We start from the raw sequence: 14,625 nt of genomic DNA on the forward strand, positions 1-14,625 counted from the left end.
CGTACCTTTTTTGCGTACACTGGGGTGCATCTGAATTCCGGTGTACTCGCGGAAGAGGGAAATGATGGAAGATCACAGTGACTTTGACCCGACGGCAACCTCGGTCTTCGGCCTGCCAGGCTCGGAGGAAGAAGAGGAAACTGCTCAACCGCTGCCGTTGTCTGCTCGCGACCGCGAGGCAGTCGAGGCCCTTCCTGCCGGTTCCGCACTGCTCATCGTTCAGCGTGGCCCGAACTCCGGTGCGCGCTTCCTGCTCGATCCAGGCACAACTAACGCCGGACGCTCACCCAAGTCGGACATTTTTCTTGACGACGTGACTGTGTCCCGCAAACATTGCCAGTTCATCGCACAGGACGGTGGCTACATTGTCCGCGATTCAGGCTCCCTGAACGGCACTTATGTCAATCGTGAACGTGTCGATGAGGCACATCTGCAAGAAGGCGATGAAGTCCAGATCGGCAAGTACCGCATGACCTACCAGCCGTCCCCGCAGCAGGCATGAACACTGCCCACGCATACGCACTCGAGGAGAATCCACAACAGGGACAGTGGCCACGTGGCTTGAGTGCAGAGCCGACAATGGCCATCGGCCAGGTCACAGAAGCTCTGCAAAAAGAGTTCCCCACCGTCTCAGTGTCAAAGATTCGTTTTCTGGAGGATCAGGGACTCATCTGTCCGAGCCGTACGAGTGCGGGTTACCGAAAGTTTTCCGAGTCCGACCGTGAGCGACTGCGCTATATCCTGCGGCGCCAGCGCGATTCCTATTCGCCCCTCAATGCCATTCGCGATGAGCTGCGGGCATTGGACGCCGGCCATGACGTGGATCCTGCTCCGAGCGCACGCATTGTTGCTTCCGATGGGGAAGTGGTTGTCCCTGCGAACCAGTCAACGATTTCCACGCGTGACTTGGCTGATCTGACAGGCGCCACTGTCGAGACTCTTGAACGCTACACTGCACTCGGATTGATCGCTCCAGACATTGCTGGCTATTTTCCATCTCGCACGGTTCACGTCGTGCACCTGCTGGTGGCCCTTGAAGCTGAGGGCATGAATGCGAGGATCTTGCGTTCTGTGCGCACAGGTGCCGAGCGCAGTGCGGATGTGATTGATCAAGTCGTGTCCTCACAGCTGTCACGCCAACGCGCCACCGATCGTGAGCGTGCACACGCACGCTCAATGGAATTTGGTGAAAAGCTCGCTGACCTGCACCGGGAACTATTGCGCATTTCATTGTCGAGGCTCAACGGCGACTCACCTTCAAGTTGAACTTGAGGCTCGCCGTTTGAATTGTTGACCGACGACCGTTCGGGAATTAGCGTTAGAGAGTACACACAGTGAGCCCATCCAGTGGCTAAGAGTCCGAGGAGCATACGTGAGCGCGAATCCGGCTGATTCAGTAGCCCCACAACCACGACAGGCCATGCTCTTCGGCGACCCTCTTGAAGGCCTCAACGAAGACGAAACCGGCTATCGCGGCCCGGTTGCGTGCTCCGCGGCCGGCATCACCTACCGTCAGCTCGACTACTGGGCTCGCACAGGGTTACTGCAGCCTTCGGTGCGCGCTGCGCGTGGATCCGGTTCACAGCGCTTGTACTCATTTCGCGACATCCTCGTCCTGAAAGTCGTCAAGAAGCTCCTTGACGCCGGCGTGTCACTCCAGCAAGTCCGCCAGGCAGTCACGCAGCTCGGTAACCGTGGAATCGATGACCTCGCGTCGATCACGCTGATGAGTGACGGCGCATCCGTGTATGAATGCACGTCATCCGATGAGGTGATTGACTTGCTCCAAGGCGGACAGGGCGTGTTCGGTATCGCAGTGGGGCGCGTGTGGCGCGAAGTTGAAGGCTCCCTGGCTGAACTGCCAGTCGAGCGGCGCGACGAAGATGACACGGTTATTGACGATCTAGCTGAACGCCGTCGCCGCAGGCACCGTTCCGTTTCCTAAGTTCACATCGGAACAACGTTCAACGCTTCGCGAACCTTCTCGGGCGAGAGCGTTCGGCGCTGCGTAACCGCCACCGCCGAACCAATGAAGCTCACCAGGCCCCATCCGATCAGCGACAGGAGCGGGGGCACCCACGAGGATCCCACACCCAGAACGCTGGTCTGCAGGCCTCCGGCAAGTTCTCCCAACGGCAGCAGCGCGTTCATTGTAGATAAGGCGTCAGGTGAATCCTGGTAGGGCATCAGCCCGATGAGGGCAACGACCTGCAATGTGAAGAACAGGAGCGAGACGACACGCCCGATCCGGGCACCGCACACTGCCAATAGCATCTGGTGGACCAGGACTGCCACAATTGCGCCGACTATGATCAGTGCACCTGTACCAGCGAGACTGACAGGAAAGACCTTGAACAGCAGCGCTACACAGATCACGCCCAGCACGGAGATTGCCACTACGCCGGACGGGGCGCGCAGCGAATCAATGACCGCCCGAACTGCACCAACTGGACGAGCCAAGACGCGACCGCGAAGGCCCGGCATCATCAAGAATGCACCAAACGCACTGATCCAGATCAGGACTGCAGCGGTAAACGGGAAAGCTGTTCCGATGGTGCTCTGCGTCGTGGCATCCTGCTCTGTTTGCACCGGACGCATCGCCATGGACACAATCCGAGTGCGTTCCGCATCTGAGTAGACGGGGATTTGCGAGACGCCCTCGTCCAGGCCATCCGCGAGCTGGGACGATCCGTCGCGTAGCTGGTCGATGCCTGTGGAAAGCTGATCGGCTCCGTTTCCGAGCTGTCCGAGTCCGTCTGCCAGTTGGCTGGAGCCGTCAGCCGCTCCCTGGGCTCCGTCGTTGAGCTGGCTAATGCCACCCGAGAAGCGACCCACTCCAGCCGACAACTGTTCCAGCCCGTCGGCAAGGCGATCGGCTCCGGTGACCAGTCCAGGCTGGCCTTCTGTGCCGTCAAATCCGCCCTGAAGCTGATGCACCCCATCCTGAAGTTGCGTGATGCCCTGAACGAGGCCTATCGTCGAGTCTGTTCCATTGATGCCATCCGCCATTTGACGCGCTGCACTGGCAAGCTGTTGGGATCCTGTGGCCAGTTGGCTCACCCCTGCGAGTAAACCATCCGGACCGACAATCTGGGCGATGTACTCGTTGTAGTGGTCAACGAAATGTTGCGCGTCGGCAAGGCCGTCCGCGAATTCGTCACTGGAAATCTTCGCCAGGAAATCGTCGAGGGCAGCGAGGGAATCGGTTGCAACCGTGGGCAGGCCATCAATGAAAGGCACAATCAACTGCCCAAACTCCTTCATATCGGCACAGTATTGTGGGAACGTTTCAGCGGGGCATCGATCGATAAGGCCGAGCAGCGAGCTACGTAGCTCGTTAATGACATCCTGATCGGTCATGATTGGTTCAAGCCTGCTGAGCACATCGCGCGCATCCCGAGCCACCTGTTTCATCACATCGACAATTTGCTGAAGATCGATGGTGATCGTTGGCAGGTCAGCAGGATCGAAATCCTCGGGAATGAGGGCACGGATCGTGTCCAACCCGTTGTCAAGTCGCGCGATACCGTCGGCCAGCTGTTCGGTTCCTTCTGCCAGCTGGAGTGAGCCACTGGCCAGCCCCGGCGTCGTACCGTTTCCCAGGATGCCGTCCGCCAGCTGGTCGACGCCGCCGGTCAGACCGGGGGAGGAGGCTGATCCGGCGATTCCGTCGCGCATCTGGTGGATGCCGCCTGACAGTTGTTCCGCACCGGCATGGAGCTGTCCGATACCGCCCGAAAATCCTGCCACACCGCTCTCCAGTGCTGCCGTGCCGTCGGCAAGTTGGGCAAGTCCTCCGGCAAGTTCATAGGTGCCATCCGTGCTCTGGTGGACGCCGTCGGCCAGCTGATGGGCACCCTGTCCCAAGGACCCGATACCGGAATCGAGTTGCCTGGCTCCGTCTGCAGCTGCTCCCAGCTGGTCTTTCAGCTGGTCGAATCCCAGATAGACACCGTTGAGAACCTGCGTGCCCAGCGTCTGGCCCAAGGATCGCGCGGCGGCTTCCGTCACCGCATGGGCCAGTTCGTTCATCATAGGTGCAGTCGCATCAGAACTGGTCAGTGAGACAATGCCGGGATTTGCGTCAGTTTGCCCGATCGTTGCCACCGCTGTCGAGAAGTTTTCCGGAATGGTCACGATTGCAGCAACGTCACCGTTCTTAATTGCGTCGTGCGCACTGTTGACCTGCATCAGCTCCCATTGGAACGTTGCGGTTCCATCGTGCGGTTTGAGCAGTTCGGCGGACAGTTGGCGTCCGAAAGGGACAAATTGGGTTGAGCCGTCGGGCAGCGTCATTTCCGCGCCCTTGTCCAGGTTTACGATCGCCGCTTTCAGGCGTGTAATGTCCGAGCCTGTACTGTTTCCACCGATTGACCACATGGACAACGCGGCGAGCAAGATCGGTACGATGACGGCGACCAGCAATAGGCGTGCATCTCGTAATCGCATTTATGCGTCGCCTCCAACCTTGACGGTCCGTGTGATCACAAAGCCACTGTTGCCGGCCTGAGGTCCCACAATCAGTGCACCTTCTTGTTCCACTGTCGCACTGATGAGCTGGTCTCGCACCTGTTCGGTTACCGGGCAGTCCACGAGTACCAGGTTCTTGTCCGACTCTTCAGCATCCGACGCAATCATGTGGGCCCATGAGGCTCGCAACATGATCGGAATGTTAGCGCGCATCCAGCTGGATCGATCGCGCGCGTCGTTATCGCGCACCACGATAATTCCCTGGTCAGCGCGGATAAGGCCCGCAGCCGCGCACATGAGTGTGCGCACCTGGCTGGGTGGCCCGTCCAGTTGGATGACCTCACCGGGCCAGACAATCAGCTCATCGCACGAGGCCACGGTCTGGCCACCCTCGTTAATGCGGACATCTTCCATGCGCAAGATTGCCGGTCCGTTGACACGTTTCCACTCCATGTGATCGCTGAGGTGATCCATAGCGACGCCCTCGACGTCGACGTGAGGCACCACCCGGTCCAGTGCGCGCGGAAAACGCCAGGCTCGCTTACCAAGCACCATCATGACCGCTGGAATGAGCGTCATGCGCACGATGAATGCGTCAATAGCAACGCCAACCGCCAGCGCCAGTGCGATGGGCTGGACGTAGAAGGAACCTGAGGGAATGAATCCGAAGAAAACCGACACCATGATCAGCGCTGCAGCCACCACAACAGGTGCGGAGGAGGCGAATCCCTTCTTGACTGCCTGCCGTGCATCCTCGCCGTGAGTCCAGTACTCGCGCATGCGGGTGACGAGGAAGACCTGGTAGTCCATCGCCAGGCCAAAGAGCACACCCAACGCCATGATCGGCATGAAGCAGATGACCGGCCCGGTATTGGAGATGCGCAGCGGTCCGGTGAACCATCCCCACGAGAAGATCATGGACGTGACGCCGAATGCTGCGCCGATCGACAGGAGGTATCCGATCGTTGCGATCAGCGGCACCCACAGTGACCTGAAGACTACTGTCAGCACAATCAACGCCAGCCCCACCACCAGTGAGGCAAACGGCACCAGCGCATCCGTCAGGCGAGCGGTCACATCCATTCTGGCGGCAACCATGCCGGTCACATGAATATCCTCGACGCCCAGTTCACGCTCCCACGTGTCGGCAGCTTCGCGCAGGTTCTCCAGTGCTTTTTCGGTTGCAGGATCGTTCGACGCGGCCTCGGGGATCGCAATGACGGCAGCAAGGTCAGCGTTCCTGTTCGGGGTGGCTATCTGAATTGACCTGATGCCATCAACCTGTTCAACCCGGTCGGCAAGTTCATCGACCAGACCGAGCGGGTCCTCAGACTGGATGATGCCACCGATGATCAGCAGGGGAGCGTTGGCTCCGTCTCCGAATTCGTTCGCCACCAGCTCGTATGTGTCCCGTGCGGGAGTGCCCACCGGCTCGGTTCCATTGTCGGGAAGGGACAGGCGCAGATCTTTGGCAGGAATGACGACGGCGGACAGGAAAACCAGGACGACAGCGATCGTGATCCACGGGCGGGCAGTGATCACTGATACCCACCATTGGGAAGCACTCTGCTTCGAGTGCTTCGCTGCATGTCTGCGAGTCTCTTCCTGACCGGAGCGCCGCGATGCGCGTGCGTGGCGTGGGCGCAGTCGCTCACCCATCAAACCCATCAGAGCCGGGATGGCCGTCACCGCAATCACAGCGGACACGGCCACAGCGGCCGCGGCACATAGACCCATCACTGCCAGGAAGGGGATGCCGGAGACGATCAGACCGCATAGTGCGATCACAACGGTGATGGCGGCGAAGATTACGGCACCACCTGATGTCGCATTGGCCATCGCAATGGAATCAACGACGTTCCAGCCGTGAGCCAGCTGGGAACGATGGCGGGAGACGATAAAAAGACAGTAGTCAATGCCGACCGCCAGACCGATCATGATCGCCAGCGTGGGAGTAGTGGTGGAAATGTCCACCCACTGCGCAACAATGAGTACACCTGTCATCGCGATGCTCACGCCGAGCAGTCCGGTGATCACGGGCAGGACTGCAGGCAGCAGTGCGCGGAAGGTGATCGCAAGGATGATGAGCGCAATGGCCACACCAGCCAGTTCAAGAGGGGAGAGGGGCACTGATGTTAGCTGGTAGATCTGGCCTCCGACCGATGCCGGCATCCCGGCCTTGGTGCTGTCGGCAGCGACCGTTTCGATAGTGTCCAGTGCGCCGTCGTCATCTTGCCCGAGCGCCAGGTCAAGTTGGACGTTGATCAGCGCGAATCGTCCGTCCGTACTGATTGTGGGAGTGCGCAGCAGTTCTGACCACGGGTCGGCTGCCTGAGTGACGTGAGGGACGGCGCTCAACTGATGGACGACGCGCTGCACCTGGTCGCGGTGTGTCTCGATGGGGTGGTCATCAGGAGATTCCACGATGACCTGTGCGGTCAGTCCGGCCAGTTCGGGGAATCGTTCCGAAATAATGTCGAGGCCGTCTTGGGCCTCTGTGCCGGGAATCTTGAAATCATTGGACAGTTGCGGGCCTGCCTGCCACACCCCGATTCCGCCAATCAGCAGGACGGCAATCCACACGAGGAGCGTGCGGATCCCGTGGCGCGCGCAGGCGGCACCTAACTGACGCAGAAAAGTAGACACATTACATTGTCTAACGTTTGAGGAGCTCCTGCAGTGTTATTTACTTCCCAGTGATTGCGAGACAGTGTAACCCGTGTCGCAGTCGGTGATGGCGACGTGAACGATACCGTGCCGATCCACCGTGTACTTTTCTTCGATTAAGGGTCCGTCCTCCGTGCGGCGCACACTCACGGCATGGGGGTCGAGGGCGTCGCCCATATCCTGCAGTTCGCGGGCGAAGGGGAAAATCAGCTCGCCATACGGCAAGACGTCGCCTCGCGGCACGCCCTGGTCGTCGGTTGCAGTGTATTCAACGAAGCGGAACCACCCGATATTGTGAGCGGCACGGTAGCGACGCGTGACGCTGACGGAGTCCTGTGTGGAGACTCTCAGGTGAGCATCCAGCAGAGGATCAAACGACACCATCTGCCCTGACTGCATTTCGCGGAATACGCCGACTCCACGTGAAAGCTGTTCACGCAGGGTGAAGCCGGACTCGGGATCAGCTGCGATGGCCAGGCCGATCGCGGTTGATGCTGCGGTGTGAGGGGAGCGGTGGACACGTCGCCCGAAGCGGCGTCGCAGTTCGCGCAGGACGTGCGGCAGTTGGGACCCACCACCCACGACGTACAATCCCGCAACGTGGGGTCCCAGTTCCTCTCCGCCTTCTGAATCAATGGCGAGCAGCGGCTTCATTGTTTCGACGGTGGAATCGATCAGGTCGATGCAGTGAGCATAGAAGTCCGCGACCGGCACTGTTACATCGCGTGCGCCCACCGTCAATGAGATTCGCCTGGTCTGAGGTGTCAGTGCTTCCTTTGCGTCGCGTGCCTGTTCGAGCAGGTCGTCCATATCGGAGTCGCTCAGATCGGCAGAGGTTGCGCCGGCTGCGGCCAGTGCGCACTGGGCGAGTACCTGATCAAAGTCGTCCCCGCCGAGCAGGTTATTGCCGTGTGATCCGAGGATCTCGTGAGAGGTTCCTTCCACGCTGACCAGTGAGGCGTCGAAGGTTCCGCCACCGAGGTCATATACGAGGATCTGTTGCCGGTTGGTCGATAGCGAAGCGCGATGTCGACTGGTGTATTCGAAGCCTGCTGCTGACGGCTCGTTGATCATGGCAAGAGTGGTGAAGCCGGCTGCCCGGAATGCTTCCAGCGTCAGGAAACGTTGTGCCGAGTAGGCGTGGGCGGGAATACCGATGACGGCTTCCAGTGGTTCTTCGTCTGGGATCTGACTCACTGACGAGTTCGTGCGAATTTCGTGGGCCACGTAGGTGAGGAACTCGGTCAGGAGCGTCAGGACGTTGATGTCGCGGCGGTCAACCCGCACCGTTGTTTCGCTTGTGACAGCTGGATCGGAGATCAGGCGTTTGAAGGAGCGCAGATGCGGAGCACCCTGGCGCGCCAGTTCCACCGCGTCGAAGCCGTAGACGCGATGGTCACCGTCAAGCGCCATGAGGGAGGGGATGTATTCACACACGTCGTCGTCGACGTCACTGAAAGCTACAATAGGGTAGTTGCCTCGATCAGCTGCCGCAACAGTGGTGCGTGTCGTACCGAAATCTACTCCGAGTCTCATATTTCCTACTGTAGTAGTTGATCGGCAGAATTCGAGCGACGCCACATGATGATCACCGACATTGACACCGATAGGTAGGCGGCGATCGCCAGGATGAAGAATTGGTTGGTGTAGGAGGCAAGCGAGTTGACCACAACGAGGTCAATGCCTACCGCCGCGAAGGCGATGCCGAATGGAATCTTGATGGAGGAGCGCTTCGGGAGCATCATGACTCCTGCAACCACGGCAAGCGCACCCGCGATAACGCCGCCGATGACAGCTGCGATTGACAATGTGCCCGTCCAGCCGTCTTGTGTCACATCGGGAACGACCTGGTCGAGCATGGCATGTCCCGACGCGTACGACACGAGGGCAGTCACGGCGCGTGCGACGTCTCCGATCGCCTGAATGAAGAGCATAACGGCTGCGACGCTCTGGAAGCGAGACGTGGGAACGTTTCTAACCCAGCGTGTCAGGCGTGTGCCGGCGTCAGATCCATCTCCGGGCAGATCATTTGCCAAGTCACTGAGCGCGTCGATGAGCAGGTGCTGTGAAGGAGAGGGGTTGAGGTTTCGGGCTTTGTCCAGGTGTTGTGCCATCTGAGCGCGGCGCATAGCCGGAAGGGTGCGATCCACACTCTGTTCGGCAATGTCGAGGGCCAGGTGCAGGTGCGCGGCAGCAGTACTGCGGCTTAGTCGTTGGAGAGCAAGCGCCCCACCAGCTAGCAACACCAAGAACACGTAAATAATGGTTGCGGCAAGAGGAAAGAAATAGTCATTATCTTGTGTGATGAATTTACCGACCTCGTCCACGAATAATCCGGCACCGACGCCACCGAGGATCGCACCTGCCCAGGACGCCCAGGAATTCGTCAATATCATCGCGCCGATCAAGCCAATAATGAGCAGCAAGCCGCCCCAGATCGCATGAGCAATGTGGAACACTTCGCCGCCAACTTGGGGATAACCAGTCAGAGCAAGGTATGCGCGTGTCACAGCGATCGTCAGCGCGCACACCACGCCAAAGACCACAACAAGCGCGGGCGCGTCGGATTTAAAGTAGGGACGCAGTGACAGACCGCGCGGCTGGGTTGTCCCTCGCGTGCGCTGACGTTGAGCGTGGACCGAGCTGCTGACCTCGGGCATGAAGATTTCCTTTCGCCAAGTGAGAGGGGATTTCACAATTTCCCAAATCTGACATAATGTACATTATCGGATTGTGGTGGAGCGTGCGAACCTCTATCAGTTACAATATTCGAGCTCGCACGCATTTAGGAGGATTCATGGCTGATCGCGCCCTTCGCGGTATGCAAATTGGTGCAAAATCGATGGAATCAGAAGAAGGTGTCATCTTCGCCGACCGAGCGACTGCAACATACCTGTGCTCCAACGGCCATAAATTCCAGATTCCATTTTCCACCGAAGCGAATCCTCCGGCGACGTGGGAATGCAAATGCGGCGCCACCGCTGAAATTATCGGCGAAGAAGGCGAAGAGGAAGAACAGAAACCAGCCAAACCGGTTCGCACGCACTGGGATATGCTGCGCGAGCGCCGATCCCTTGAAGAACTCGACGTTGTCCTGAACGAGCAGCTCGAACTGCTGCGCTCGGGCCGTTTGCGTCCAGAAGGCGCCTACCGAAAGAATTAACGTCGCCGCACGCTGATGAGTGCGCGCACCACGGCGCAGATGGTGACAACTCCCCCTCCACACATTATTCCGACTGACGGAATTATGCCGAGTCTGGCTGCCCACGTCAGTGATGTACGCAACGGCAGCTGCGCCACCATGTGATCTGCAGTCTGTTTCACTGTCTGGCGCACGATCGTGCCATCAGGGCGCACAATCATCGAGACACCATTGGTGGAGGCCTGGATTCCCGATCGGCCGTACTCCATTGCTCGAAAACGCAGCATCTGAGCCTGCTGAGTGGACTCAGCTGAATACCGAAAATGGTAGTTATTCGTTGGAATGGCAATGATCTGACCGCCTCGATCCACACCGTCTCGAATCAGATCCTCATAAGCCACCTCGAAGCAGATTCCCATCACGAAAGGCACCTCGCGCCCATCGTTGAGCGTCACGGACAGCAGGCTCGGATTATCGACCGCAACCATGTCGACGTTGACCTGAGCTGCCTCGGTAGCCAGTTTTGAAATAAAGGAGCGCCACGGAATGTATTCACCAAACGGCACGGGGTGCTGCTTACCGTAAAGCTGATCGCTCAGACCCGAATCCGGGTACCACCAGCCAACCAGATTCGTGCGCGTATTGTCCTGACTGTCATACCCGTTGAAGCCGACCAGAATCGGAACGCCGAGCGCATCGACTGCTTCATCGACCAGGTTCGCTACGCCTGAATTGGCACGAGGATCGCGATCGGCTGCCGTCTCACCCCACACAGCCACATCCACCGCGTCGCCTTCCTCGGCCATTCGCAGCGTTTCGCGCGTGTGATTGCCAGTAACTTTCAGCGGCACGCTGTACGTCGCATTGCCCGGGATTTCAACGTTGCCCTGGACGACACCCACGCGAATCGATCCGGCTTCCTGCGCATTCGGTAGTGTGATCGCCAGCGGCAGGCACGCCAGCGCAGCCGCCAGCACCAGCATCAACGGTCTGTTCCACCAGTGCTCATCCGAGCGCGTTCTCAGGAGCGAAAATGTGCGCCGCAGCAGCACTGCGAGCATCATAGTGACTGCACTGACCAGCACTTCCCCACCCCACGGCGCGAGCTTTCCCCACGGAGCATCGACCATCGCATACGCCGTCTTGCCCCACGGGAAACCGCCAAATGGCACGGTTGAACGCAGCTGTTCGACCGCGACCCACAGAACGGCCCACGACAATGTCTGTCCCCACCAGGTGCGCACCCACACCAGTGCCCTGCTGATCGCAGCGCACCACGCCCAGATGCACAATGCAATGATCTGCGTGGCTGACAGTGTCACCCACGGCAACCAGCCGCCTGTTGCGATGGATGACCAGTGGATGTGCGGTAGCCAGAAAAGCGCGCCGACCAACGTTGCGTACCACATGCCTCGTCCAGTCGACGACCGATCGACGAGGGCGACTAGAAATGCCAGCCCGATGACGAAAAGCGGCCACCATCCCACATCCGGGAATGCCGCCCACAGACATACGCCGCTGATCGCGGCACACGGATAATCCAGCCATCTGCGCCGCGGGGGAAGTTTCAGTTTCAAACGGTCGACCATTCCACCACTCCATGTACGAGCATCCGTCGAGCGTCCCGGGCGCGTGTGGCCAGGCCACCCTGATCAACGTGCGAGAGCTGGTCGAGCAGATCCATCACCTGTCGCACCCAGCGCACAAAATCGCCGCCCGACAGGTCAGCTACTTGCAGTGCAGTGGTCAGCGACGCACCGTGCGCCCACGCATGCATAGCACCGACCAGCGAGATATCCGGCGGAGGAGTGGGTGTAGCTCCCGCAGACGTTTCTGCCTGCTGGATCTCCTGGCTGGCACGCCACGTTGCATCCAGTGCACGAGCGATCGCTGAATTGGCGCCACCAGGAATTGACGTGTCGGGATTGTTTTCCGCACGCGCCTCATACACGCAGGTGGAGACCACCGCTGCCAATTCAGCCGGATCTAGGTCGTCCCACGCCCCACATCGCACGGCGTGAACGACCAACAGATCCCGCTCACCAAACACGCGTCGCAGCTGTTGTCCCGCCGTTGTCACACGGTCGCCGTCAAGGAAGCCGAGGGATTCGAGCACCGCACACACACGGTCAAACTCCTTCGCGACCGTGTCGGTGCGCTCATTGATACGTTCAACCGTTCGCAGGTACTCCTTGCGAGCACGTGCCCATTCATGCCCCATCGCTGCATGCGACTCGCGCTGCGGGCAACGGTGAACCGGATGGTGACGAATTTCGTCTCTCATATATGCAATAGTGGGATCGTCACGGTGGGCTGACCGACGCGGTGCATCCAGTGCGCCTGAGCGTACACGGCGGCGAATTTCGCCGGCCACCTTCTCGCGCACCACACGTTTGCGCAGGTCACGTCCCATCGGGATTTTCATACTTCCAACCACGGCAAAGGCACGCATTTTCTGCGAAATAATCACATCGTGAATCTTCATATCCGTGCCGATTACGTCGATTCGCGGTGCTCGCCCCTCGTCGGCAGGCCGGATCACCACCCCATAGCGGGTCGCTCGCCCGGGCTGGTAGGCGACGATATCTCCGCGGCGCGCCCGGCGCAGATCCTTTTCCATGTCCTGCCGCACTACTGCCGACCGCGCCCTCGCCGAGGATTTCTCCAAACCGGACAGCTCTTCACGCAACTGGAAGTACTCCAGGGCATCGCCGTATTCACACTTGACGTGCGAGGCGACCTCATCCATATGTTTCTTCACCCGCGCAGCTTCGCGCGCAAATTCGACGACTCCGCGGTCGGCCTGGAACTGGGCGAATGAGGACTCGAGCACTTCGCGCGTCGACGCGCGAGAGGACCGTGCCAGCAGGTTCACCACCATGTTGTACGTTGGTCTGAAGGCACTGATCAGCGGGTAGGTTCGTTTCGACGCGAGCGATGCAACCTCTTCAGGCTCAACGCGTCCCTGGTAAAGCACCACTGCGTGGCCCTCACGGTCAATGCTGCGCCTGCCGGCACGTCCCGTCAACTGCGTGTACTCCCCCGCCGACAGTTGAACGTGCGCAACGCCGTTCCACTTCTGCAAGGATTCGATGACAACTGTCCGGGCGGGCATGTTGATTCCCAGCGCCAGCGTCTCGGTGGCATAGACCGCTTTAATTAAACCGCGAGTAAATAACCGTTCCACGGTCTCCTTCATGACGGGAAGCATTCCGGCATGGTGAGCCGCTATCCCTCGCTCCAGAGCGCTCGCCCATCGATGCAGCCCCAGCACGACATGGTCAGTGACAGGAATCTGCTCCATTGCCTCATCGACCGCATCCCTGATCTGGCGCGCTTCTTCCGGAGTTGTCAGCACCAACGGTGAGGCAGCTACCTGCTGTACCGCATCGTCACACGCAGCCCGAGAAAAGATGAACACAATTGCCGGCAGCAGGTGGGCCCGCTGCAGTGTCATCAGCACGCCGGCTCGACTTTCGCGGCGCTGCAGCCTGCCTCGTCGATTATGCTGCAAACCTCGGCCACTACCCGGTTGCGAGCTGCGGGCAATTTCATACCTGAGCTGCGGATTCACACCCGCCCGGCGGCTCGACCCCGGCGCGTACAGATCAAACAGGTGCGAATTGGCAATCATGTGCTGGTACAGGGGAACGGGGCGTTTTTCGGAGACGATCACGCGGCACGTACCACGCACCTGCTGCATCCACGCGCCGAACTCTTCGGCATTCGACACTGTGGCCGACAGCGCAATCACACTGACACGCTGCGGCAGGTGGATCATCACTTCTTCCCACACCGGGCCGCGGAAACGGTCAGCCAGGTAGTGAACCTCGTCCATGACTACGTGCGTCAGATCATCGAGCGGCGCACCCGCATAAATCATGTTCCGTAGAACCTCAGTGGTCATCACGACCACTGGAGCACCCGGATTGATGGACGTATCACCGGTGAGTAGACCCACCGATTCTGCCCCGAACCGCTTTTGGAAATCCATGAACTTCTGGTTGGACAGGGCTTTGATCGGGGTGGTGTAAAACGCGCGGGTTCCACGCTCAACAGCCAGATAGGTGGCGAATTCGCCGACAACAGTCTTTCCTGCTCCGGTCGGCGCGGCCACCAGCACAGACTCGCCACCCTCAACAGCTTCAAGCGCTTCCCACTGAAAATCATCAAGCGAAAACCCAAGCGAGTCGGCAAATGCACTGCGCGCACTCGAATCGACGGCGCGCTGAGCCTTGGCAGCCTCGAAGCGTTCAGCCGGACTCATCTGATCCATTTCGCGGGTTGGTTCGCCTTCCTCGCGGACGCGGCGGCGGCGTCTTTTCGGTGACATGCTCGCTTACTCC

At 59.5% G+C, this 14,625-nt stretch carries 10 protein-coding genes; 4 read left to right on the top strand and 6 right to left on the bottom strand.

What is annotated here, in order from left to right; all coding sequences use genetic code 11:
• The first annotated feature begins 64 nt into the window (after window positions 1-64).
• From BN3002_RS04320 to BN3002_RS04330, 3 genes are all read left to right on the top strand, one after another.
• Window positions 65-502, top strand: a complete 438-nt coding sequence (locus BN3002_RS04320) for an FHA domain-containing protein (protein ID WP_058236910.1) — start codon at window positions 65-67, stop codon at window positions 500-502.
• A complete protein-coding gene (gene ftsR, locus BN3002_RS04325) occupies window positions 499-1,266 on the top strand; it encodes a transcriptional regulator FtsR (protein ID WP_058236750.1) in 768 nt (255 codons plus the stop codon). The genes BN3002_RS04320 and ftsR overlap by 4 nt, the downstream gene beginning before the upstream one ends.
• Before the next feature lie 154 nt (window positions 1,267-1,420).
• Window positions 1,421-1,945, top strand: a complete 525-nt coding sequence (locus BN3002_RS04330; protein ID WP_058236911.1) for a MerR family transcriptional regulator — start codon at window positions 1,421-1,423, stop codon at window positions 1,943-1,945.
• A gap of 2 nt (window positions 1,946-1,947) precedes the next feature.
• Here BN3002_RS04330 and BN3002_RS04335 read toward each other — a convergent pair whose 3' ends face one another.
• The 4 genes from BN3002_RS04335 to BN3002_RS04350 are packed head-to-tail and all read right to left on the bottom strand — an operon-like array spanning window position 1,948 to window position 9,797.
• Window positions 1,948-4,449 carry a YhgE/Pip domain-containing protein gene (locus BN3002_RS04335; protein ID WP_058236751.1) on the bottom strand — a complete coding sequence of 834 codons (2,502 nt, stop codon included), beginning with the start codon at window positions 4,447-4,449 and terminating at the stop codon, window positions 1,948-1,950.
• Entirely contained in the window at window positions 4,450-7,116 is a 2,667-nt protein-coding gene (locus BN3002_RS04340) for an MMPL family transporter (RefSeq protein WP_058236752.1), read from the bottom strand.
• A 36-nt stretch (window positions 7,117-7,152) separates the two neighbouring features.
• On the bottom strand, window positions 7,153-8,673 hold the full coding sequence (locus BN3002_RS04345; protein ID WP_058236753.1) for an Hsp70 family protein: 1,521 nt from the start codon (window positions 8,671-8,673) through the stop codon (window positions 7,153-7,155).
• 5 nt (window positions 8,674-8,678) lie between these two features.
• Complete coding sequence (locus tag BN3002_RS04350) at window positions 8,679-9,797, bottom strand: hypothetical protein (protein ID WP_058236754.1); 1,119 nt, start codon at window positions 9,795-9,797, stop codon at window positions 8,679-8,681.
• Window positions 9,798-9,934: 137 nt separating this feature from the next.
• Here BN3002_RS04350 and BN3002_RS04355 point away from each other — a divergent pair, with 137 nt between their 5' ends.
• On the top strand, window positions 9,935-10,300 hold the full coding sequence (locus tag BN3002_RS04355; RefSeq protein ID WP_058236755.1) for an RNA polymerase-binding protein RbpA: 366 nt from the start codon (window positions 9,935-9,937) through the stop codon (window positions 10,298-10,300).
• Here the strand turns inward: BN3002_RS04355 and lnt are convergent.
• Window positions 10,297-11,868 carry an apolipoprotein N-acyltransferase gene (gene lnt, locus BN3002_RS04360; RefSeq protein WP_058236756.1) on the bottom strand — a complete coding sequence of 524 codons (1,572 nt, stop codon included), beginning with the start codon at window positions 11,866-11,868 and terminating at the stop codon, window positions 10,297-10,299. The two genes, BN3002_RS04355 and lnt, sit on opposite strands and share 4 nt — an antisense overlap.
• Window positions 11,853-14,612, bottom strand: coding sequence for a DEAD/DEAH box helicase (locus BN3002_RS04365; protein WP_058236757.1), 2,760 nt, complete (start codon window positions 14,610-14,612; stop codon window positions 11,853-11,855). The genes lnt and BN3002_RS04365 overlap by 16 nt, the downstream gene beginning before the upstream one ends.
• Window positions 14,613-14,625 lie beyond the last annotated feature (13 nt).

Source organism: Actinomyces ihuae (genome assembly GCF_001457875.1).
Classification (GTDB): Bacteria; Actinomycetota; Actinomycetes; order Actinomycetales; family Actinomycetaceae; genus Pauljensenia; species Pauljensenia radingae_A.

Excerpts from the sequence above, each read along its gene's own strand:
- BN3002_RS04335 (WP_058236751.1), bottom strand. The coding sequence starts at position 4,449 with ATGCGATTACGAGATGCACGCCTATTGCTGGTCGCCGTCATCGTACCG.
- BN3002_RS04330 (WP_058236911.1), top strand. The coding sequence starts at position 1,421 with ATGCTCTTCGGCGACCCTCTTGAAGGCCTCAACGAAGACGAAACCGGC.
- BN3002_RS04350 (WP_058236754.1), bottom strand. The coding sequence starts at position 9,797 with ATGCCCGAGGTCAGCAGCTCGGTCCACGCTCAACGTCAGCGCACGCGA.
- BN3002_RS04345 (WP_058236753.1), bottom strand. The coding sequence starts at position 8,673 with ATGAGACTCGGAGTAGATTTCGGTACGACACGCACCACTGTTGCGGCA.
- BN3002_RS04320 (WP_058236910.1), top strand. The coding sequence starts at position 65 with ATGGAAGATCACAGTGACTTTGACCCGACGGCAACCTCGGTCTTCGGC.
- lnt (WP_058236756.1), bottom strand. The coding sequence starts at position 11,868 with ATGGTCGACCGTTTGAAACTGAAACTTCCCCCGCGGCGCAGATGGCTG.
- ftsR (WP_058236750.1), top strand. The coding sequence starts at position 499 with ATGAACACTGCCCACGCATACGCACTCGAGGAGAATCCACAACAGGGA.
- BN3002_RS04365 (WP_058236757.1), bottom strand. The coding sequence starts at position 14,612 with ATGTCACCGAAAAGACGCCGCCGCCGCGTCCGCGAGGAAGGCGAACCA.
- BN3002_RS04355 (WP_058236755.1), top strand. The coding sequence starts at position 9,935 with ATGGCTGATCGCGCCCTTCGCGGTATGCAAATTGGTGCAAAATCGATG.